Genomic DNA, 20,776 nt, shown 5'->3' with positions numbered 1-20,776 from the left:
AGGACGCTCCCACAGTCGGGCTTCGTTGGGCGTCGGCGAAGCCCCATGGGTTGTGCCTGGGCGCACCGATACGGGCGTTCGGAAGGCATGTCCGGTGCGGCCAGCCGCACCCTATGAATGTCTGCTTCGCGCCCGAAGCAATCCTGACCTATCCGTCTGCCGGCGATTGACCCGCCGGCGACTGCGCGCCGACGACGATCATCCGCACCATCCGGCTGAGCTGCTCGACCAGTTCGCGGTCGTGCTCCGGGGGCAGGTCCATGGCATCGGCGCCCATGGCGAAGGCCAGGCGGGTGATTGCCTTGGCGGCCAGGGCCGGCTCTTCGATATGGGCGCCGTTGGCCTTGGCCAGGCGGACCAGGTCGGTCTTCAGCTCGTCCTCGAAGAATCTCAGCTCGCGATCGACCGCCTGCTTGAAGGCGTCCGAGCCCACCGTGCCCTCGCGCAGCAGTACGTGCATCAGCTTGTCGTCGGCGCGGCACTGCTCGACGAAGGCCTCGACCGAGCCGCGGATCAGGCTGCCAGGTCCGGCGATGCGGTGCCGCGCGGCGCCGACGATCCGCCGCAGCGACTGGCCGGCGAGATCGATCAGGGCCACCGCGAGTTCGTCGATGTCGCGGAAATGCCGGTAGAAGCTGTTCGGGGCGATGCCGGCCTCCCGGGCCACCTCGCGCAGGCTCAGGGTGGAGACGCTGCGGTGCGGGCCGATCAGGCGCAGGGCAGCGGCAAGCAGGTCTTCACGGGCGATGGTGCCGCGGCCGGTGTGCGCGGCCTCGGCGGAAGGGGAGGGGGACTTGGTCACGGCGGGCGCCAGGAGAGCTGGCTGAATGATACGCCCATGGCCGAATATACAGGTGTATAGACAGGTGTGCAGACACCTGTATACTCCTCAGCCATGAACCCTTCAAACGCCGCGCCTTCGCGCCTGCGCCGCAGCCTGCAGCGCCTGATCACTCCGGCCGCCCTGGACTTCTGGTCGACCCGTTTTTCCCGCCTGTGGACCTGGCAGCAGCCGGTGGCGCGGGTCGTGGCCCGTGAGGCGGCCAGCGCCGACGCGGTCACCCTGACCCTGCGCGCCAACCGCCACTGGCGCGGCCTGCGCGCCGGGCAGCACCTCAACGTCTCGGTCGAGATCGACGGTCGGCAGATCACCCGCTCGTACAGTCCGAGCCCGGTGCCCGGCCGGCCGCGTCGCTTCCGGATCACGGTCAAGCGCTATGCCGACGGCCAGGTCAGCCGCAGGCTGTGCGACGGCGTGCGCCGCGGCGACGTGCTGCGGATCAGCCAGGCCTTCGGCGCGATGAACCTCGGCGAGGCCTTCGCGCCGCGCCTGTTCCTGGCCGCGGGCAGCGGCATCACCCCCCTGATCGCGATGATCCGCGAGTGGGCGGCGCAGCCGTCGCCCGCGCCGCTGGCCCTGGCCTACTGGGCGCGCCGCCGCGATGAATTGTGCTTCGTCGACGAGCTGCGCGCGCTGGCCCGCGGAAACGACGCGTTCAAGCTGCGCTTTCTTCTGACCGGCGAAGCCGCCGCCGCCGCGGACGAGGCCGAGGGCCGCATCGACGCCTCGCAGATCGCCGCGCTCGGCCTGCCGCTGGAGCAGACCGAGGTCTCGGCCTGCGGCCCGGATGCCTTCGTCGCCGCAGCGCGCGGTCTGCTGGAGGGGCGGGTCGCCGCCTTCCACAGCGAGAGCTTCACCCCGCCGGCCGTCGAGGAGGCCACCGGCGGGCTGGCGCGGATCACCCTCGCCCTGCGCGGCCAGACCATCGAGGTCGCCCGCGGCACGCCCCTGCTCGGCGCGCTGGAAGCGCTGGGGGTCGACGTCACCGCCGGCTGCCGCCGCGGCATCTGCCATACCTGCTCCTGTGCCAAGCGCCAGGGAGCGAGCCGGGACCTGCGTGACGGCAGCGTCTCCAACGAACCCGCCTCCGCCCTGCAGCTGTGCGTCAGCGCCGCGCTGGGCGATCTTGTCCTGGAGCTGTAAGCGATGGCCCGCCGCCAACATCCCGACCGCCCCCTGTCCCAGGCCGAGCTGGACGCCTTCGCTGTCGAGCTGGACGCGATCCGCGCCGAGACCGCGGCCAGCCTCGGCCAGCGCGATGCCGACTATATCCGCCGCGTCGCCGCCTGGGTGCAGGTCAGCGGCCTGCTCGGTCGCGCCCTGCTGCTGCTTGGCGCCATCCTCGGCGCCTTCCTGCCGGTGGTGTTCTGGCCGGCGCTGATCGCCGGCACCCTGCTCTTCGCGCTGTCCAAGATCCTCGAGAACATGGAGCTGGCGCACAACGTGATGCATGGCCAGTACGACTGGATGGGTGACCCGCACTTCGCCGGCCGCACCTACGAGTGGGACATTGCCGGCACCTCGGACAACTGGCGCCACACGCACAACCTGCAGCACCACACCTGGACCAATGTCCGCGGCATGGACGACGACATCGGCTACGGCCTGCTGCGGATCTTCCCGGAGCAGCGCTGGCGCCCGTTCTACCTCGCCCAGCCGCTGATCGCCCCGGTCTTCGCCCTGCTTTTCGAGTGGGGTATCGCCATTCAGCACCTCAAGCTCGGCCGCTGGATCAAGGGCCGAATGAGCAGCGCCGAACTTCGCCGGGAGTTCCGCCCGGTGCGGCGCAAGATGCTGCGCCAGGTGGTGCGTGACTACGTCATCCTGCCGCTGCTTGCCGGCCCGTTCTTCCTGCCCGTGCTGCTGGGTGCCATCGTCGCCAACCTGATCCGCAACGTCTGGACCTGGGTGATCATCTTCTGCGGCCACTTCACGACCGAGGCGCAGACCTTCTCCAAGGAGTCGGTGGTGGGCGAATCACGCGGCCACTGGTACCTGCGCCAGGTGCGCGGCTCCTCGAACCTGGAGGGCGGTCGCTGGATGAACGTGATGAGTGGCAACCTCAGCCACCAGATCGAGCACCACCTGTTCCCGGATCTGCCGGCCAACCGCTACGCCGAGATCGCGCCGCGGGTGCGCGAGATCTGCGCCCGCTACGGGCAGCACTACAACACCGGCTCCCTGCCGCGGCAGTTCGGCCAGGTGGTCTGGCGCCTCCTGCGCCACACCTTCCCCAGCCGCCCGTCGAAGTCCCGCCCCGCACGCGAGCTGGCCCCCGCCTAGCAGCGGCCGTCCCCCGCGCTGCGCGGCATGGGCGCGATGCGGTGGGGAGGGGTGGGCGCCCCGGCATCTCGCCCAGTGAGGACGTCGCGTCCCGGCGCGGCAGGAAGGTCGGGTTTGGGCGCAAAGAAGACCTTCCACAACACCCGAATGTAGGAGCCAGCTTGCTGGCGATCGTCCCATCCGTGGCGCCTATCGCCAGCAAGCTGGCTCCTACAGCGGGACCGGGGCGAATGCGAACTTCGCGCCCCGAGCCGCCCGCCGGCGGATCGCTACGCCGCCATCGCCGGGCTGCAGCCGGCGGCGAGGGCAGCAAAGTAGTCGGCGGTCAGCGCGCGCTGGGCGGCGGCGTCGGTGGCGCGGTTGACCACGCTGCGGAAGGCGGCGTTCTCCGGGCGGTCCTTGGCGTACCAGCCGAGGTGCTTGCGCGCGATGCGCACGCCCTGCTCCTCGCCATAGAAGGCGTAGAGCGCATCAAGATGTTCAAGAAGGATGCGCCCGACCTCGTCGGCACCCGGCTCGGGCAGCGTCTCGCCGGTGGCCAGGAAGTGGGCCATCTCGCGGAAGATCCACGGTCGGCCCTGTGCGCCACGGCCGATCATCAGCGCATCGGCGCCGGTTTGCCGCAGTACCTCCCGGGCCTTGGCCGGATCCGTAATGTCTCCGTTGGCCAGCACCGGGATCGACAGCGCCTGCTTGATCTGCGCGATCAACCCGTATTCGGCATGGCCGGTGTAGAGCTGGTCGCGGGTGCGCCCATGCACGGCGAGGGCGGCGATGCCGGCGTCCTCGGCGATCCGCGCGACGCGCAGGCCATTGCGGTTCTCCGCGTTCCAGCCGGTGCGGATCTTCAGCGTGACCGGCACGTCCACCGCGGCGACCACGGCGCGGCAGATGCGGCCGACCAGATCCTCGTCCTGGAGCAGGGCGGAGCCGGCCCAGACGTTGCAGACCTTCTTCGCCGGGCAGCCCATGTTGATGTCGATGATCTGCGCGCCGTGCTCGACGTTGTGCCGCGCCGCCTCGGCCAGCACGGCGGGGTCGGCGCCGGCGATCTGCACGCCGACCGGCTCCGGCTCGCCCGCGTGGTCCATGCGCAGCAGGCTCTTGCGCGTCTTCCACAGGCGAGGATCGGCCGTGGTCATCTCGGACACCGCATAGCCCGCACCCAGCCGTTTGCACAGCAGCCGGAACGGCTTGTCGGTGACCCCGGCCATCGGGGCCAGGACCAGCGGGGGATCGATGCGGTAGGGGCCGATCTGCATGGCCGGACCTGTACTTGGCGAGGACAGCGACCGGCGAGGGGCCGGTCGCTTGTGCTCAGCGCTTCATCGAATTGAAGAACTCGTCGTTGGTCTTGGTGTTCTTCATCTTGTCGAGCAGGAACTCGACCGCCGCCAGTTCGTCCATGGCGTGGACCAGCTTGCGCAGGATCCAGATCTTCTGCAGGAAGTCCGGCTCGATGAGCAGTTCCTCGCGGCGCGTGCCCGAGCGGTTGATGTTGATCGCCGGGTAGACGCGCTTCTCGGAGATCCGGCGGTCCAGGTGCACCTCCATGTTGCCGGTGCCCTTGAACTCCTCGTAGATCACCTCGTCCATCTTGCTGCCGGTGTCGATCAGCGCGGTGGCGAGGATGGTCAGCGAGCCGCCTTCCTCGGCCTTGCGCGCCGCGCCGAAGAAGCGCTTCGGACGCTGCAGGGCATTGGCGTCGACGCCGCCGGTCAGCACCTTGCCCGAACTCGGCACCACGGTGTTGTAGGCGCGCGCCAGGCGGGTGATCGAGTCGAGCAGGATCACCACGTCCTTCTTGTGCTCGACCAGGCGCTTGGCCCGCTCGATCACCATCTCGGCCACCTGCACGTGGCGCGCCGCCGGCTCGTCGAAGGTCGAGGACACCACCTCCCCGCGCACGCTGCGCTGCATTTCGGTGACTTCCTCGGGCCGCTCGTCGATCAGCAGGACGATCAGGTGCACGTCCGGATGGTTGTGGATGATGGCCTGGGCGACGTTCTGCATCAGCATCGTCTTGCCGGCCTTGGGCTGGGAGACGATCAGCCCGCGCTGGCCGCGGCCGATGGGCGCCATCAGGTCCAGGATGCGACCGGTGATGTCCTCGGTCGACCCGTTGCCGCGCTCGAGCTTGAAGCGCTCGCGCGGGAACAGCGGGGTGAGGTTCTCGAACAGGACCTTGTTCTTGCTCGCCTCGGGGGATTCGCCATTGATGGTGGCGACCTTGTCCAGAGCGAAGTAGCGCTCGCCGTCCTTGGGCGGACGGATCTTGCCGATGATGTAGTCACCGGTGCGCAGGTTGAAGCGGCGGATCTGGCTCGGGCTGATGTAGACATCGTCCGGGCCGGCCAGGTAGCTGGCATCGGCCGAGCGCAGGAAGCCGAAGCCGTCCGGAAGGATTTCCAGCACGCCTTCGCCGGCGACGCCATCCGAGGTGCGGGTGAGCGCCTTGAGCAGGGCGAAGGTGACGTCCTGCTTGCGCAGACGGGCCACCGCCTCGCCCAGGCCGATCTGCTCGGCGATCTCGAGCAGCTGGCCGGCGTGCATGCGCTTGAGGTCGGTCAGCGAATAGGTCGGGAAATTGGGCGGCAGCTGGAACGGCGGAAGCGGATCGCCGCGGTCGGGGCGGTCGTCGCGGTTGCCGCGTTCGGGCTGGTCGTCGCCACCACCACCACCTCCGCGATCGCGGTCGCGGCCGCGGCGGTTGCGACGATCTCGATGCCGGCCGCGGCCCTCGCGCTGGTTGCCGCCATTGCCGGCATTGCCGCCATCGCCCTTGTCGGCGCCGCCCTGCTCGCCGGACTCGGACGACGTATCGCCCTTGCCCTGCTGCGGGTTGTCGCCGCCGCCGCTGTCGGCGGGCTTGTCGGCCTGCTCGCGACGCGAACGGGTCTTTTCCTTGGGGGTGTCCTGGGCGGACGCGGACGGCGTCTCGCGCGCGGCGGCTTCAGCGCCGCCGAGGTCGGATGAGTTGTCGTGCACAGGTATTCCTCGCGTGGGGCGAGCGTCGGGTCAGGTAGGGACGTGAACCGGAGAGAAGAACAGTGCCGCGTAACGGGCACCGGATTGCTTGACAACACTAGCATTCCGCGCCGCGCTACGACAAGCACCGTGGCTCGGCCGGTCGAAACGGCCCTGCGCCTACTTGCGTCGGGCCAGCGGGCGCGGCAACGTGGCCGCCGGCTGAACGACAGGTTGAAGGCGATGCTCGCAATCCTGGTCGCAAGTTCCAAGGGCGGCAGCGGCAAGTCGACCCTCAGCGCGCAGCTGGCCGCCTATTTCGCCCTGGCCGGCAAGCGTTCGGTGCTGCTCGACACCGATCCCCAGCACTCGGCCCTGCGCTGGGCCGAGCGGCGCGCCGCATTGGTAGAGGATGTCGTCGCCCTCGACGGCTGCCGCAAGGGCTGGCGCAAGCGCCTGCCGGAGGATACCCAGCGCCTGGTCATCGATTCGCCGGCCGGCAGCACGCCGGAGCAGCTGGCGCCCTTTCTCGAGATCGCCGATGCGGTGCTGGTGCCGGTGCTGCCGGCGCGGGTCGACCTCGAGGCCGGCCTCGATTTCGTACAGCGCCTGCGCGAGGACCCGGGCGTGCGCCGCAACCGGCCGGCCGCGGCCGTGGTCGGCAATCGCCTGCGGCCCTGGACCACGCTGAGCCAGCAGGCGGTCGAGGAGCTCGGCCGCTGGCCGCTGCCCCTGGTCGCCGAGCTGCGCGACAGTCAGGCCTACGCCGTGCTGCATGGCCTGGGCCGCTCCATGTTCGACTACGGCTCGCAGGCCGTGCTGGCCCAGCAGGAGGACTGGGATCCGCTGTTCACCTGGCTGCGCGACGTCAACCGGGCGCGGCGCGGACGCTGAACGGCGACCCCCATGTCGATGCAGTGCCGGCCGGCCCTACTAAGCGCCGATTAAGCGCGTTCGGCCTAGCGTCCATGCATTAGCCTATCGGGAGTCCGGTCAGATGTTGCTGCGATTGAGCCTGCTGTGCCTGCTTGCCGTGCTCGGCAGCACCTCGGCCCGTGCCTATACGCCGGAAAGCGGCGTCTGGTGGAACCCCAACGAGCCGGGCACCGGCATCTTCATCGAGATCCAGGACAACTTCCTGGTCGCTGCCGCCTACACCTACGACAGCGCCGGCAATGCCCAGTGGTACACCGCGACCGGCTTCATGAGCGGCAATGCCCGCTTCGACGGCGTGCTCGATGCCTTCACCAACGGCAACTGCCCGGGCTGTCCGTATCGGCCGAACCGCGAGTTCCTTGGCGCCGGCGGCCCGATCACGATCATCTTCGACCCCAACGACACCACCCGCGCCAGCCTGCGCTGGGGCGGTCGGACCATGCCGATCGAGCGCTTCCAGTTCTATCTCAAGCGCCCCGAGGACCAGCAGGCCCTGCCCGGGGTGCGCATCGAGCTGACCAAGATGCTCGGCGAGTGGCAGATGGTGCTCGATTTTGCCGACAACCCGAACGCCGACTTCCGCTTTTTCGGCGACATCACCGTGCTCGACGTGCTCGATTCGGACAGCCAGGGCGACTTCCTCGAGGGCTGCCGGCCGGCCGACAGCCTGCGCGGCTTCTGCAGCAACAGCGACGTCCGCGACCATCGCGCCACGCTCGAATTCGTGCCCTCGAGCCGCGAGCAGGTGATGGTGGTCGACAATGATTCGCAGACCTTCGCGGCCTATTTCCTGACCACCGGCACCAACTTCTTCCAGGGCGAGGTCTCGGTCTACCTCAAGGGCAGCAATCCGACCGTGTTCTATCCGGTTCGCGGCTTCCGCAGCGCCAGCCGCAGCTTCGTCCAGGAAGGCATCGGGCCCAGCAAGGGCGTCGCCAAGGCCCCCGCCGCCCTGCCCCTGGCCTGGTTCAGCAGCGAGGGCGCGGTCGAGAAGTCCCTGTCCGCCGAGCGCACCGCCGCCCTGCGTGCCGCCGAGGCCCGCCTGGAGAGCACAAAGGCCAAGCACCGCAAGCACTGAAGCCGGATCGCCACTGACCCGGGGCGACGCTTGCCGCCCCGAGCTTCTGCTACACTTCGCGGCCGGCCCGCCCGCTTGCGCGCGGCTGGCCGGACACATTGCAACATCCACGCGCCCGTAGCTCAGCTGGATAGAGTACCGCCCTCCGAAGGCGGTGGTCGGACGTTCGAATCGTCTCGGGCGCGCCATCTTCCGCATTTCGCGCCACCCTTCGCCCCAGCGGCGCCGGGTGGCGCGGAACGCTATGCTGTGACGGCATGTCGACGTCACCGGCACCCACCGAAATCTCCGCGGCGCGCAGTCTGCTGCAGCTGTCGCTTCCGCACGCGCTGATCCTTCTCGACGCTGCCGGCAACTGGCTGGAGGGCAATGCCGAGGGTCAGCGCCTGTTCGGTGAGGTCACCCACGGTGTGCTGCGGAGCCGCCTGGAGCTGGCCCTGGCCCAACTTCGCGCGGCTCCGGAGCGCCACGTGAACTGGCGCATCGAGCTGGGCGCCGAGCCCTTCGACTGCCAGCTGGTTTCCCTTCGCGACGGACCGGGGCGCAGCGCCGGGGCCTGCCTGTGCGTACTGCCGCTTGGGCGCGGTGATCTGCGCACGGCCGAGCGCGAGCGCATGGTGCGCGAGTTCGTTGGCGACGATCTCTGGGAATGGGAGATCAGCGCCCAGCGTGTGTTCTGTGCGCCCCGTTGGGGGAGCCTGCTGGGACTCGGGCCCGGGGTGCTGGAGGTCACCGCCGAAGACTACGTGGCGCGGGTCCATCCCGATGATTTCGAGCCGACCCGCCAGCGCCTGGTGGACTACTTCCGCGGTCGCAGTCGCGAGTTCCGCGCGGAGTATCGTCTTCGGCTCGCGGACGGCCGCTGGATGTGGGTGCTGAACCGTGGCCGGGTGCTCGCATGGTCGCCGGAGGGGCGGGCCGAGCGGATGGTGGGGTCACATGTCGACATCAGCAGCTTGAAGGCACTTGAGTCCCGCCTGCGCGATCGCGAACTGCTGCTCAGCGAGGCCGAACGTCTGGCCGATGCCGGGGCCTGGGCCTGGGATCCGGCGCAGCAGTCGATGTGGTGCTCGTCGGGCCTGCTGCGCATCACCGGTACCCAGCAGGCGCCTGCGGATATCGAGGGGCTGACCGCCCTGTTCCGCGGTGATGATCAGAAGGCCTTCCGCAAGGCCCTGATTGCGCTGCGGGTCGGCGGCGAGCCTTTTTCGTTGGAGCTCGACCTGCAGCGCCAGGGGGGCGCGCGCCGGGTGCTGGTCCGCGGCGAAGCGCTGCGCGAGGACAACGGGCACATCGAACGCCTGCTCGGCGTCGCCCAGGACATTACACCGCGGGTCATCCGCGAGGAGTCCGAGCGGATCCGCAACGAGATGCTGGACCGGGTCGCCCAGGTTGGACGCATCGGTGGCTGGGAATTCGAGGTCGAGAATGGCGTGCTGCGCTGGACCGAGGAGAACTACCGGCTGCATGGATTCCCGGTCGGCACCCCGGTCACCCTAGACTCGACCAAGCCCTACTACCTCGGCCATTCGCGCGAGGTGTTCGAAGCGGCGGTGCGCCGGATGATCGCGGGCGAGCGCGACGAGGACACCATCGAGGTGCAGTTCATCACTCCGCAGGAGGAACGCATCTGGCTGCGCATCACCGGCCGCCTTGAGCGCCGCGACGGCAAGCCGTTCCGGGTCACCGGACTGACCCGCGACATCACGGAGGAGCGGGAGGCCGGCGAACGCATCGAGCAGCTCGCCCACTACGACACCCTGACCGGCCTGCCCAACCGCTTCCAGTTCCGCGAGCTGGCGCATGCGGCGGTGGTCCAGTCCAAACGCGAAGGCAGCGGGCTGGCCCTGCTCTTTCTCGACCTTGACCGCTTCAAGTACGTCAACGACACCCTTGGCCACGAGGCCGGCGACCAGCTGCTGCTCGACGTCGCAGGCCGGATCCGCGCCGCGGTGCGCACCGGCGACGTGGTCGCCCGGCAGAGCGGCGATGAGTTCCTCGTCCTGCTGCGCGAGCTGGCGCGTGCCGAGGATGCGGCCACCGTCTCGCGCAAGATCATCGACGCGATCAACCAGCCGGTCCTGCTCGGCGAGACCGAGGTGCAGGTCGGCGTCAGCATCGGCATCGCCGTGCTCAGCGAGTCGCACCCCACCCTGGAACAGCTCCTGCGCGCCGCTGACACGGCCATGTACGCCGCCAAGGAGCGCGGTCGCAACAGCTTCCAGTTCTACAGCGATGCCTTCTACGAGCGGATCCAGCGCAAGCTGACCCTGGAACAGGAGCTGCGCCTGGCGCTGTCGCGGGATGAGCTGAGCCTCGTCTTCCAGCCCACGATCAGCCTGACCAGCGGTCGGATCCGCGGTATCGAGACTCTTCTGCGCTGGACCGGCCCGGACGGCGAGCAGCGCTCGCCCAGCGAGTTCATCCCGATTGCGGAGGACTGCGGCGAGATCATCCCGATCGGGCGTTGGGTGCTGGAGCGGGCCTGCCGTCAGGCGCGGGAATGGATCTCGGGCGGACTCCACTTCGAACGGATCGCGGTCAACGTGTCGGCGATACAGCTGCGCGATCCGGAGTTCGCCGGCATGGTCATCGATACCTGCGAGCGATGCTCTCTGCCGCCCGAGCGGCTCGAGCTCGAGCTGACCGAGTCGGCGCTGATGCGCGACAGCGAGGCGTTGCGACGCAGTTTCGCCCTGTTCGAGGCCCGCGGGGTCAGCCTGTCCGTGGACGACTTCGGTACCGGCTTCTCCAACCTCCACTACCTCCACCGGTTCCCGGTCAAGCACCTGAAGATCGACCGCAGTTTCGTTTTCGAACTGCTCAAGGACATCCAGATCGAGCGCCTGTCCGAGGCCATCGTGGGGCTCGGCCATGCCCTGCACCTGAAGGTCGTGGCCGAGGGCGTGGAAACCGAGGCGGCGGCGAAGCGGCTGCGCGAGATCGGCTGCGACGAGGCTCAGGGGTATCTGTTCACCCGACCGCTGCCGGCGTCCGTGCTGACCGAATGGGCGCGGGAGACCGGGCGATTCTGAATCGGAACGGACGGCAGGAAGATCTGCCGCCGTTCCGTCCTGACCTCAACGCCGCGGGCTGTACACCGCGGCGTGGATGCAGCTGAAGAACGAGACCACGAACCAGCCGAAGGGCAACAGGCTGAGCGTGATCAGCCAGGTGACCAGAAAGCCGATGCAGCCGAAGAACAGCCAGAACATCGCCCAGAGCACGCGGCCCTGGAGCAGCTGACCGAGACCGGGAATGATCAGGCTGGCAAGCGCTGCGAGAACGTTGCCGGCACTGCCTTGACCTTGGGACATCGATGACTCCTGCATGTGCGGGCGGCGCGGGGCCGCGATAGGCGTTCCAGACGCCAGTCTGCCAAGCCCGTGACGCGGGGAGGAAGGGGTTGTTGCCCTGGGTTCACCTGTCGGGTGGTTGGAAGGGCGGGTAGGGGCGCGAAGCAGACCTTCCACAACACCCGAATGTAGGAGCCAGCTTGCTGGCGATCGTCCCTTCCGGGGTGCCTATCGCCAGCAAGCTAGCTCCTACGTGCAACGGCGTTGCCAGGCCCGGTTTGCGCTGCAAAGCAGGCCTTGCCGCAGTCAAATTGTGGGAGTGCCCTCGGGCGCGACCGCAGCGCTACGGATTCACCACAGACCGCGGCCAGAGCGGAACTCCGCGGTCGCGCCCAAGGGCACTCCCACAGAATATCGGCCCATTTGATGAACCGTGGCGAATGCGAACTTCGCGCCCATCCCTGCCCTTCGCTTGCGGCGCTCTTCGCGCTGCCGCTACGCTTCCGCGATGCCCAAGAAACCTTCCAGGCCGGCGTCGGTCAAGGCGCCCTCGGCGGCTCGGCCGGCGGGTTCGCAGGCCGGCGCCTGGTCGCTGCGCGAACGCTGGCCGCACTATTGGAAGCTGGTCCGGGGCGACCGGCCAATCGGCTGGCTGTTGCTGCTCTGGCCTACCTGGTGGGGGCTGTGGCTGGCCGCCGAGGGGCTGCCGCCCTGGCACCTGCTTCTCATCTTCTCCCTCGGCGTCTGGCTGATGCGCTCGGCCGGCTGCGTGATCAACGACTACGCCGACCGCTGGCTCGATCCGCATGTCGAGCGCACCCGCCAGCGGCCATTGGCCACCGGCGAGGTCGGTGGGCGCGAGGCCCTGGCCGTGTTCGCCGTGCTCTGCCTGGTGGCCTTCATCCTGGTCCTCTTCACCAACCGGCTGACCATCCTGCTCAGCGTCGCCGGCGTGGCGCTGGCGGCCAGCTATCCCTACCTCAAGCGCTACACATGGTTTCCCCAGGTCTATCTCGGCGTCGCCTTCGGCTGGTCGATCCCGATGGCCTTTGCCGCGGTGCTCGGCGAGGTGCCGACCCTGGCCTGGCTGGCCTTTGCCACCAACGTGGTCTGGACCACGGCCTACGACACCTGGTACGCCATGGTCGACCGCGATGACGATATCCGCATGGGCGCGCGCTCCACGGCTATCCTGTTCGGTGAGATGGACCTGGTCGCCCAGGGCGTGCTCTACGCCGCTTTCGGCTTCGGCCTGCTGCTGATCGGCCAGCGCGCGAGCCTCGGCGATGCGTACTGGTGGTCGCTGCTCGGTGTCGCCCTGCTGGTGGCGCGGCAGTTCTGGACCGCACGCAGCCGCCGCCGCGAGGCCTGTTTCGCGGCCTTCCTGCAGAACAACTGGGTCGGCATGCTGGTCTTCCTCGGCATCGCCAGCGGGTTCGCCCTGCGCTGATCGCTTGCCGCCAGCCTTCACCGTCCCTACACTGCGCGCCGCCCCGGGTGCTCGGGAAGCCGGTGCAAGTCCGGCACTGCCCCCGCAACGGTAAGCAGGTGTAGTCCTTCCATTTGCCACTGGCCTTGGGCCGGGAAGGCGGAGGACATCGGGTTTTGCCCGCCCTGCAAGTCCGGAGACCGGCCCAGGGCGCGCGACATGTCGTCGCGCAGCTGCGCGTTGCGGTGGGCAACGGTGCGGAGTGATCGCGCCGCGTTCCATGCGTCCGCTCATCGCCTCGCCGCCTCCCTCCCGCGCGCGTCCATCCGCGGGTGTGCGTTACAAAGGAGGCAATACACGTGAATTCATCGATCTTCCGCTCCGGGGCGGTCGCCCTGCTGGCTGCGTCCGCGGCCGTCCAGGCCCAATCGCCGCTGCGCAGCGAACCCACCGTCGTGGTCACCGCCAACCGGCTGCAGCTGGCCATCGACGAGACCCTGTCCAGCGTATCGGTCATCGACCGCGCGCGGATCGAGGCCTACGGCGCGCTCGATCTGGTCGACCTGCTGCGTGCCGAGGCCGGCCTCGACGTGGTCCGCACCGGAGGGCTCGGCGCGCAGACCGCGGTGTTCATGCGCGGCGCCAACTCGAACCAGGTCCTGGTGCTGGTCGACGGCGTCCGCGTCTCTTCCTCCACCGCCGGCACCTATGCCTTCGAGCAGCTGCCGCTGGAGCAGATCGAGCGTATCGAGATCGTCCGCGGGCCGCGGGCGGCGCTGTACGGGTCGGATGCCATCGGCGGGGTGATCCAGATCTTCACCCGTCGCCAGCAGAACTTCGACGCCACCGTCGGCATTGGCAACCACGACACCTGGCGTGCCGCGGCTGGCGCCGGCTGGGCACTGGGCGAGGGCCGAATCGGCGTTCGCGTCGGTGCGGTGGATACCGGAGGATTCAATTCGCAGAATCCGCGCGGCTTCTCGTTCGACCCGGACAAGGATGGCTTCGAGCAGCAGAACGCCGTCGTGGACGTCGAGCTGCCGCTGGGCGGCGTGCTGTTCGACGCCCAGGCCAACCATGCCGAGGGCGAACTGGAGTTCGACCGCGGCGTTTCCGACCTGCGCAACAGCCAGCTGGCGCTGGGTCTGTCCAGCGCCGATCAGGAGGGCTGGAGCCTGCGCGCCAGCCAGGCTGAGAATGTCTATGACACGCCGGCCTTCTTCTCCCGATTCGAAACCCGCCGGCGGCAGCTCGACTGGCAGCATCTTGCCTACGCCCAAGGGCGAAACACTGTGTTGTGGGGGCTGTCCTGGGTCGAGGACGATGGTGCGTCCATCGACACCTTTTCCGGCTCCGACAAGTACGCCGGCGTTCGCGAACATCGTGCCGGCTTCATCGCCTGGCGCGGCGCTGCGCCGCGACTGAGCTGGGAGCTGGCCGCGCGCCATGACGACTACGACGGTTTCGGCGGACGCGCTTCGGCGCAGGCCGCGCTCGGCTTCGAGCTGACGGAGGCCTGGCAGCTGCGCGGCAACCTGGGACAGGGTTTCCGTGCGCCGACCCTCAACGAACTGTTTTCGCCCGGCTTCGGTGGCCTGTTCGCCGGCAATCCGGACCTGGATCCGGAGCGTTCGCGCACCGCCGAGCTGGCGCTTGGCTACAGCGCCTCGCCCTGGTCGATGGACCTGCAGGTGTACGACACCCGGGTGCGTGACCTGGTCGACTTCTCCGGTGGCAGCACCTTCGCCGCGATCAATGTGGGTCGTGCCCGGCTGCGCGGTGCCGAGCTCAGCTGGCGTCGCGAGCATTCGGACTGGCGGCTGGGCGGCAACCTCGGCTGGCAACAGGCGCGCAACGAGATCACCGGCAGCGACCTGCTGCGTCGGGCTCCGCGCAAGGCCAACCTTGAGCTGGCGCGTCGCTTCGGCGAATGGTGGCTGCAGGCTGATCTGCACGCCGCGGCACCACGCCCGGATTTCGGCGGCGAGCTGCCGGGCTACGGGCTGGTCGGGCTGAGCATCGAGCGGCCGTTGGCCGAGCGCTGGTCGCTCTCGCTGCGGGTCGACAACCTGTTCGATCGTGACTATGAGCTGGCGCGAGGTTTCAATGCCGCGGGTACGGCCAGTCTGCTGCAGCTGCGCTGGAACGCCGGGCAATAGGCCGGCGTGACCTCCAGCGTCCGCTACGGACGCTGGAGGTCAGCTGCTTCGTGGCAACTGTCTGTATGGTGTGAAGAGGGACACGTGAATAGGGCATTTCCCTAGTCAGTCCCGGGCCGGGGGGCATAGAATGAGGTCACGACCTACTCTAGGCCTCCCATGGCTGGCGTCACCCCACCAGCGCCCTCCGCGAACGGCAAGAAGCTGGCCAGCTTCGTTACACGAAGCTTGCCGCCGAAGGTTCACGCGCTGGCCGAAGGGGCTTTCCGCCAGCTCTCCGCCGAGCTTGAGCGGGCCGTCCTCAACTCGCTCTCCGAGTTCGAGGCCCAGCTCTTCGTGCTCGCCGAGCAGGCCCGCAACCCGGCCACCCAGACCCAGCACATGCAGGCGCTCCGGCACGTGCGTGAGGGCGGTGAGCAGTTCCTGCCGCGCTTCCGCCAGCGGCTCGAGTCCGCGCTGGCCGGGCTGCGCGACCCGGACTCGGGCGAGGCGGCATCGACATCGAAGGCTGCGGGGTCGCCGGGCTCGGGCGGGCTTTCCCTGGTCGAGACCAGCGAGGTCGACGAGCGCTCCGTACTCACCGAGATCGCCGGACACGCGGAGATGCGTGCCGGCCTGTCGCTGTTCCTGCTCGGACAGCGCTTTGGCGTCCTGGCCCGCAAGCCGGGCTTCGATGCCCAGCACCTGCCGATCGGTCCGGCCCAGCTCTGCCGCATGGTGGCCGACGCGGCCCTGTGTTTCGACCTCGGCAATGAACACCGGATGCTGCTGCTGCGGCAGTTCGACAAGCAGCTCACCGCGCTCAGTTCGACCCTGTTCGAGAAGCTCAACACCTGGCTGGCCTCGAAAGGCATCCTGCCCCATCTGACCTACGTGCCCTACCGGGCAAAGCCGACTGCCCAGGCACAGGGCAAGCCGGCCCCGGCGATGGACGCGGGGGCGGCCGCCGAGCCTGCCGGGCCTGAGGCGGGCGTCGAGGAGCCGGCTCCGGCGATGGGCGGCGTTGCCGGCCCCGGCCCCGGCACTGCGGTTCCGGGTCCGGCGCCAGGCGTCGCGGCCCGCGCGAACGGCGCCGCGCGACCCGCGTCCGCGTCGGCCCATGCGCCGACCGCGGCGGGCAACGGTTGGGGCGCCCCCTTCGCCGGCATGAGCGAAGGGCCACGCTGGCCGGGCATGCCCTCGCAGCCGGCCTCTGCCGCCGCTGACGCGGCCGCGGGCGAAGATTCCGGCGAAGAAGACGGGGACGGCGACCAGGTCCTCTACGACACCCTGCGCCACCTGCTCTCCAACCGGCGCTCCCTGGTCGGAAAGCTGAGCGGGCGCTTCGGTCGCAGCCAGCCGGTCGAGCCCTCGGCGGTCGCCTCACCCGAGTCCGTGCACCAGGTTCTGGACCGCCTGCAGCAGACCAACGCCGCGCCGGTCATCAAGGACGGCAAGGCCCAGCCACGCAGCGTCGCCCACCTCAAGCAGGATGTGCTCAACGCATTGCGCAGCACGCAGCCGGATGGTTCGGCGGTCGGTCTCCCCCCGGAGTACAACGACACCATCGAGCTGGTCGGCATGCTGCTCGACCATCTGGTCCGTGATCTGCGCCCGCAGTCGCCGGCCGCCGGCCTGCTGACCAAGCTGCAGGTGCCGCTGCTGCGCGTGGCGCTGGAGGACAAGGCGTTCTTCAATGACACCGACCATCCGGCGCGGCAGCTGCTGAATGCCGTCACCGAGACGGCCGACTGGTTCAGTTCCGATGACCCCGCCGACCAGGCCATGCTCGGCCGCATGCGCAGCGTGGTAGATCGCGTGGTCGGCGAGTTCAAGGGCGACGTCGGGCTGTTGCAGGAACTGCTCGACGACGTTCGCCAGCATCTGCAGGTCCAGGTCAAGCGCGCCGAGGTCGCCGAGCGGCGACATGTGGAAGCCGCGCGCGGCAAGGAAAAGCTCGAGATGGCGCGGCTGCAGGCCAGTGAGGCGGTCGGGCGGCTCACCGAGGGGCGCCGCGTGCCCCGCTTTGCCACCAGCCTGCTCAACCAGAGCTGGAGCGACGTCCTCGCGCTGAGCATGCTGCGCCATGGCCCCGAGTCGGAAGAGGTCAAGCACCAGATCGGCGTGGCCGAGCGGCTGATCGAGGCCGCCGAGAAGCGCGCCGAGTCGCCCGCTGCCGCGCCGGCGGTCCCGGAGGAGGAAGTGCAATCGCTGCGCGGCGAGATCGAGGAGGGTCTGCTGCAGGTCGGCTACCACGCCGACGACGCCCAGGCGGTCAGCAACCGCCTGACCTCGCAGGCGCCGGAGGAAGAAGCCGACGACGCCGCCAGCCGCACCGAACTCAGCCTCAAGCTCAAGCAGCGCCCGCGCTTCGGGTCCGATGCCGAGGGTGAGCGTGACGACCCCAGCAAGCTGAGTGCCAGCGAGCAGGCCGAATACCAGAAGATCAAGCGGCTGCCCTTCGGCACCTGGTTCGAATTCATGGACGAAGCCGGCGGCGCCACCCGCCGACGCCTGTCCTGGTACAGCCCGATGACCGGCCACGCCCTGTTCGTGAACCACCGTGGCCAGCGCGTCGGCGAGTTCAATCTCAGTTTCCTCGCCCGCGAGATGGTCGCCGGGCGCATCCGCCTGATGGCCGATGCCAACACCTCGATCGTCGACCGCGCCTGGAAGGCCATCGTCGGCGCCCTCAAGACCTTCAGTGGCCGTGGCGGCGAAGGTGGCCTGCGCCCGGCGCAGGTGAGTGCATGAACGAGTTCCGCAGGGCCAAGCGTCGCCAGCTATCCGAGGTCGTCCAGGTGGTCGACAGCATGACCGACGAGGTCATGGGCCGGATGGGCAACCTCTCCGAGACCGGCATGCTGCTGTTCTCGCGCAGCGAAGGCGTCGATGACGCCCTGTTCCAGCTTAACTTCTCGCTGCGCCTTCCGAAGGGCGGAAGCCACGAGTTCAGCGTCGGCGCCCACCAGCTCTGGTCCGAGGCCAGTCCCTCTTCCGGCACGTTCTGGAACGGCTTCCGCTTCATCGATCTGGCGCCGGATGACCTCGACATGCTGCGCACCTTCGTCAACCAGCCAGGCGGGGCCTTTGCCTGAGGCGCGCCGGGGGTTGACGCGGGCGGCGGCTGTGCTGCTGCTCGGCGCCGGCCTGCTGGCCTGCAGCCGGGACGCCGAGGTGGTCCGGGAGCGGCTGCTGGTATGGGGCACCGAAGCCAGCCTGGATATCGCCGGCGCGCCGCCGGGCCGCGCACGCGAGGCCATCGCTGCCGCTTCGGCGGCCATGCTCAGGCTGACCGGTGAATGGCACGCCTGGCAGCCGAGCGACCTGGTCAGGATCAACGAGGCCCTGGCTCGCGGCGAGCGCGTCGAGGCGCCGCCCTCGGTCATCGAGCTGGTCGAGCGATCGCGCCCGCTGGTGCGCAAGACCGGGCGGCTCTTCGACCCCGGCATCGGCGGCCTGATCCAGCTTTGGGGCTTCCACACGGATGAGTACCCTATCCGCAGCCCGGCGCCCGATGCCGCCCTGCTCGATGCCTGGCTGGCCATGCGGCCGAGTCTGCTCGACCTGCGCGTCGAGGAGGGCCATCTGAGGCCTACAGGCGGGACCGCGGTACAGCTCGATTTCGGCGCCGTGGGCGAGGGCGCGGCGATGGAGATTGCCGCCGGCATCCTCCGTGAGCACGGTATCGAGAACGCCCTGCTGACCCTTGGCGGCGACATGCTGGCCATGGGCCAGCGTGGCCACCGGGCCTGGCGGGTCGGCATCGAAGACCCGATCGCCGGCGGTCAGGCGGTGTTTGCCGAACTGGAGCTTCGCGATGGCGAGGGCCTGTTCACCTCGGGCAACTACGCCCGCTTCCGGGTCGCCCCCGACGGTGCACGCTGGCCGCACATCATCGACCCGCGCACCGCCCGCCCGGCCACCGGAACGGCCCTTGCCGTGGTCCTGGCCCGCGACCCGGTGGCCGCCGATGCCCTGTCCACGGTGCTGATGATCGCCGGACCGGCGCGCTTTGCCGAGCTCCTGCAGGACCTCGGGATCGGCTGCGCCCTGCTGCTCACCGACCAGAACGAGCTCCTTATCACCCGCGGCATGCAGGCGCGCATCCGCCTGCAGCGCGAGGTGGTGCCGCTCGGCCAGCCGCTGGATGCCGGCGCAGGTTGCCGCTGAAAGCGGATCGAACGCTCGGCTTTGGCAGAATGGCGGATTGCCGACCGCACCGGAACCCGCCATGACCGCCTCGCCCGCCGACCTCTACGCCGATCACGTCGCCCGACTGCAGCAGCGCTGCGAGGCCGCCCTGGCGCGCTCCGGCCACGACCATCTGCTGATCGCCTCGGGCGTCGAGAAGTACCACTTCCTCGACGACCGCCCTTATCCCTTCGCCGCCAATCCGCACTTCAAGGCCTGGCTGCCGCTCGATCACCACCCCGGATGCTGGCTGCGGATCAGCCCTGGCCAGCGCCCGCGACTGGCCTACCTGCAGCCGGACGATTTCTGGCACCTGCCACCGGAGGCGCCCGGGGGCTACTGGGCCGAGCATTTCGATGTCGAGGTGATCCGCTCGCCGGCGGAGGCCATGTGCCTGCGTCCGGCAAGCGGCCGGCTCGCCATTCTCGGCGAGGCCGATGCAGCGCTCGAAGGCCTGCAGCCGAACAACCCGGAAGCTCTGGTCAATTACCTGCATTTCCACCGCGGCTACAAGAGCGGCTACGAGATCGCCTGCATGCGCGAGGCCTCGCGGCGCGCGGTGCGAGGCCATCGCGCCGCCGAGGCGGCGTTCCGCGAGGGCCTGAGCGAGCGCGACATCCATCGCGCCTATCTCGTCGCCACCGGGCACGGCGACCTCGACCTGCCCTACGGCAGCATCGTTGCCCTGAACCGGCATGCCGCGGTACTCCACTACCAGCATCAGCAGGCCGAGGTGCCGGCCGAATCGCGCTCCTTCCTGATCGATGCCGGCGCCAGCCACGCCGGCTACGCCGCCGACATCACCCGCAGCTACGCCCGTGCGTCGGGCAGATTCGCCGATCTGATCGGGGCCGTCGACGTCATCCAGCGCGCCCTCTGCGACCAGGTGCGCGACGGCGCCGACTACGCCGCCATCCACCTCGATACCCACCGCCGCCTGGCCGGCCTGTTGCGCGATGCCGGCATCGTAGACATGGACCCCGAGTCGCAGCTTGAACAGGGCGTTTCGGCGACATTCTTCCCGCACGGAGTCGGCCACCTGATCGGCTTGCAGGTACACGATGTTGCCGGGCTGCAGATCGACGAGGAGGGCACCCGCCGCGAGCGCCCCGAAGGCCACCCTTTCCTGCGCCTGACCCGCACCCTCGGCCCCGGCATGGCGGTGACCATCGAGCCCGGCCTGTACTTCATCCCCTCCCTGCTCGACCGCCTGCGCAGCGGCCCGCATAGCCGGGCGGTGAACTGGCAGGCCATCGAGGCCCTGTTGCCGTTCGGCGGCATCCGCATCGAGGACGATGTCGTCTGCACCGAGGCCGAGCCCCTGAACCTCACCCGGGAAGCGTTTGCCGAAGCGGCGTAGGCTCCGGAGTGTCCGCTTCGGGCGCGAAGAGGACGTTCGCCACCGACCCCGATCGGGCGGGCTCTTCGTAGGAGCGGACATGGCCGCGACCGCGGAGGTTCGCTCTGACCGCGGTCTGTGGAGAACACGTCACGCCGCGGTCGCGCCCATGTGCGCTCCTTCTATGTGCCGTCCACTGTCAACCTCTGGTTGCTTGCTTCTTTGCTTTCCTGATGTCTGGCGTGGCGGTTGCTGTTCGGGCGTTCGACCGTGTG

General features: G+C 69.2%; 15 protein-coding genes, 1 tRNA gene and 1 riboswitch. Of the genes, 12 read left to right on the top strand and 4 right to left on the bottom strand.

Features of this window, described 5'->3' with window-relative positions; all coding sequences use genetic code 11:
* Positions 1–148 precede the first annotated feature (148 nt).
* Positions 149–802 carry an HTH-type transcriptional repressor FabR gene (fabR, locus tag M0G41_RS17990; protein ID WP_248211571.1) on the bottom strand — a complete coding sequence of 218 codons (654 nt, stop codon included), beginning with the start codon at positions 800–802 and terminating at the stop codon, positions 149–151.
* 93 nt (positions 803–895) lie between these two features.
* Here fabR and M0G41_RS17985 point away from each other — a divergent pair, with 93 nt between their 5' ends.
* Together M0G41_RS17985 and M0G41_RS17980 are read left to right on the top strand one after the other, a co-directional pair.
* Positions 896–1,984, top strand: a complete 1,089-nt coding sequence (locus tag M0G41_RS17985) for a ferredoxin reductase (protein WP_248211569.1) — start codon at positions 896–898, stop codon at positions 1,982–1,984.
* A 3-nt stretch (positions 1,985–1,987) separates the two neighbouring features.
* Positions 1,988–3,124, top strand: a complete 1,137-nt coding sequence (locus M0G41_RS17980; RefSeq protein ID WP_248211568.1) for a fatty acid desaturase family protein — start codon at positions 1,988–1,990, stop codon at positions 3,122–3,124.
* Between the two features lie 269 nt (positions 3,125–3,393).
* Here the strand turns inward: M0G41_RS17980 and dusB are convergent, their stop codons facing one another.
* Together dusB and rho are read right to left on the bottom strand one after the other, a co-directional pair.
* Complete coding sequence (gene dusB / locus M0G41_RS17975) at positions 3,394–4,386, bottom strand: tRNA dihydrouridine synthase DusB (protein ID WP_248211566.1); 993 nt, start codon at positions 4,384–4,386, stop codon at positions 3,394–3,396.
* Between the two features lie 55 nt (positions 4,387–4,441).
* Positions 4,442–6,112, bottom strand: coding sequence for a transcription termination factor Rho (rho, locus tag M0G41_RS17970; RefSeq protein WP_248211565.1), 1,671 nt, complete (start codon positions 6,110–6,112; stop codon positions 4,442–4,444).
* A 222-nt stretch (positions 6,113–6,334) separates the two neighbouring features.
* Here rho and M0G41_RS17965 point away from each other — a divergent pair, with 222 nt between their 5' ends.
* From M0G41_RS17965 to M0G41_RS17950, 4 genes are all read left to right on the top strand, one after another.
* Positions 6,335–6,985 carry a ParA family protein gene (locus tag M0G41_RS17965; protein WP_248211564.1) on the top strand — a complete coding sequence of 217 codons (651 nt, stop codon included), beginning with the start codon at positions 6,335–6,337 and terminating at the stop codon, positions 6,983–6,985.
* Positions 6,986–7,088: 103 nt separating this feature from the next.
* Entirely contained in the window at positions 7,089–8,105 is a 1,017-nt protein-coding gene (locus M0G41_RS17960; protein WP_248211562.1) for a hypothetical protein, read from the top strand.
* A 111-nt stretch (positions 8,106–8,216) separates the two neighbouring features.
* Positions 8,217–8,293 (top strand) — tRNA-Arg (locus M0G41_RS17955).
* Between the two features lie 69 nt (positions 8,294–8,362).
* On the top strand, positions 8,363–11,140 hold the full coding sequence (locus M0G41_RS17950; protein WP_248211561.1) for a sensor domain-containing protein: 2,778 nt from the start codon (positions 8,363–8,365) through the stop codon (positions 11,138–11,140).
* Between the two features lie 45 nt (positions 11,141–11,185).
* Here M0G41_RS17950 and M0G41_RS17945 read toward each other — a convergent pair whose 3' ends face one another.
* Positions 11,186–11,422 carry a hypothetical protein gene (locus M0G41_RS17945; protein ID WP_248211559.1) on the bottom strand — a complete coding sequence of 79 codons (237 nt, stop codon included), beginning with the start codon at positions 11,420–11,422 and terminating at the stop codon, positions 11,186–11,188.
* Between the two features lie 487 nt (positions 11,423–11,909).
* Here M0G41_RS17945 and ubiA point away from each other — a divergent pair, with 487 nt between their 5' ends.
* The 6 genes from ubiA to pepQ all read left to right on the top strand — a co-directional run bounded on the left by ubiA (position 11,910) and on the right by pepQ (position 20,522).
* Positions 11,910–12,851, top strand: coding sequence for a 4-hydroxybenzoate octaprenyltransferase (gene ubiA, locus M0G41_RS17940; RefSeq protein WP_248211556.1), 942 nt, complete (start codon positions 11,910–11,912; stop codon positions 12,849–12,851).
* Between the two features lie 27 nt (positions 12,852–12,878).
* Positions 12,879–13,053: riboswitch (cobalamin riboswitch) on the top strand.
* Between the two features lie 136 nt (positions 13,054–13,189).
* Positions 13,190–14,989 carry a TonB-dependent receptor domain-containing protein gene (locus M0G41_RS17925; protein WP_343226506.1) on the top strand — a complete coding sequence of 600 codons (1,800 nt, stop codon included), beginning with the start codon at positions 13,190–13,192 and terminating at the stop codon, positions 14,987–14,989.
* A 228-nt stretch (positions 14,990–15,217) separates the two neighbouring features.
* Positions 15,218–17,722 carry a DUF1631 family protein gene (locus M0G41_RS17920; protein ID WP_248211554.1) on the top strand — a complete coding sequence of 835 codons (2,505 nt, stop codon included), beginning with the start codon at positions 15,218–15,220 and terminating at the stop codon, positions 17,720–17,722.
* Positions 17,719–18,066 carry a PilZ domain-containing protein gene (locus M0G41_RS17915; protein ID WP_248211551.1) on the top strand — a complete coding sequence of 116 codons (348 nt, stop codon included), beginning with the start codon at positions 17,719–17,721 and terminating at the stop codon, positions 18,064–18,066. Before M0G41_RS17920 ends, M0G41_RS17915 begins: the two co-directional genes overlap by 4 nt.
* 31 nt (positions 18,067–18,097) lie before the next feature.
* Positions 18,098–19,141, top strand: coding sequence for an FAD:protein FMN transferase (locus tag M0G41_RS17910; protein ID WP_248211549.1), 1,044 nt, complete (start codon positions 18,098–18,100; stop codon positions 19,139–19,141).
* Between the two features lie 61 nt (positions 19,142–19,202).
* On the top strand, positions 19,203–20,522 hold the full coding sequence (gene pepQ, locus M0G41_RS17905) for a Xaa-Pro dipeptidase (protein WP_248211548.1): 1,320 nt from the start codon (positions 19,203–19,205) through the stop codon (positions 20,520–20,522).
* Positions 20,523–20,776: the final 254 nt, after the last annotated feature.

The organism is Pseudomarimonas salicorniae (genome assembly GCF_023156535.1).
In the GTDB taxonomy this organism is placed as follows: domain Bacteria; phylum Pseudomonadota; class Gammaproteobacteria; order Xanthomonadales; family Xanthomonadaceae; genus Pseudomarimonas; species Pseudomarimonas salicorniae.
This window is presented reverse-complemented; position numbering and strand designations above follow the sequence as displayed.

Coding starts and splice junctions, on each gene's coding strand:
- M0G41_RS17985 (WP_248211569.1), top strand. CDS start 896: ATGAACCCTTCAAACGCCGCGCCTTCGCGCCTGCGCCGCAGCCTGCAG.
- M0G41_RS17980 (WP_248211568.1), top strand. CDS start 1,988: ATGGCCCGCCGCCAACATCCCGACCGCCCCCTGTCCCAGGCCGAGCTG.
- dusB (WP_248211566.1), bottom strand. CDS start 4,386: ATGCAGATCGGCCCCTACCGCATCGATCCCCCGCTGGTCCTGGCCCCG.
- M0G41_RS17965 (WP_248211564.1), top strand. CDS start 6,335: ATGCTCGCAATCCTGGTCGCAAGTTCCAAGGGCGGCAGCGGCAAGTCG.
- M0G41_RS17960 (WP_248211562.1), top strand. CDS start 7,089: ATGTTGCTGCGATTGAGCCTGCTGTGCCTGCTTGCCGTGCTCGGCAGC.
- M0G41_RS17950 (WP_248211561.1), top strand. CDS start 8,363: ATGTCGACGTCACCGGCACCCACCGAAATCTCCGCGGCGCGCAGTCTG.
- M0G41_RS17945 (WP_248211559.1), bottom strand. CDS start 11,422: ATGTCCCAAGGTCAAGGCAGTGCCGGCAACGTTCTCGCAGCGCTTGCC.
- ubiA (WP_248211556.1), top strand. CDS start 11,910: ATGCCCAAGAAACCTTCCAGGCCGGCGTCGGTCAAGGCGCCCTCGGCG.
- M0G41_RS17915 (WP_248211551.1), top strand. CDS start 17,719: ATGAACGAGTTCCGCAGGGCCAAGCGTCGCCAGCTATCCGAGGTCGTC.
- pepQ (WP_248211548.1), top strand. CDS start 19,203: ATGACCGCCTCGCCCGCCGACCTCTACGCCGATCACGTCGCCCGACTG.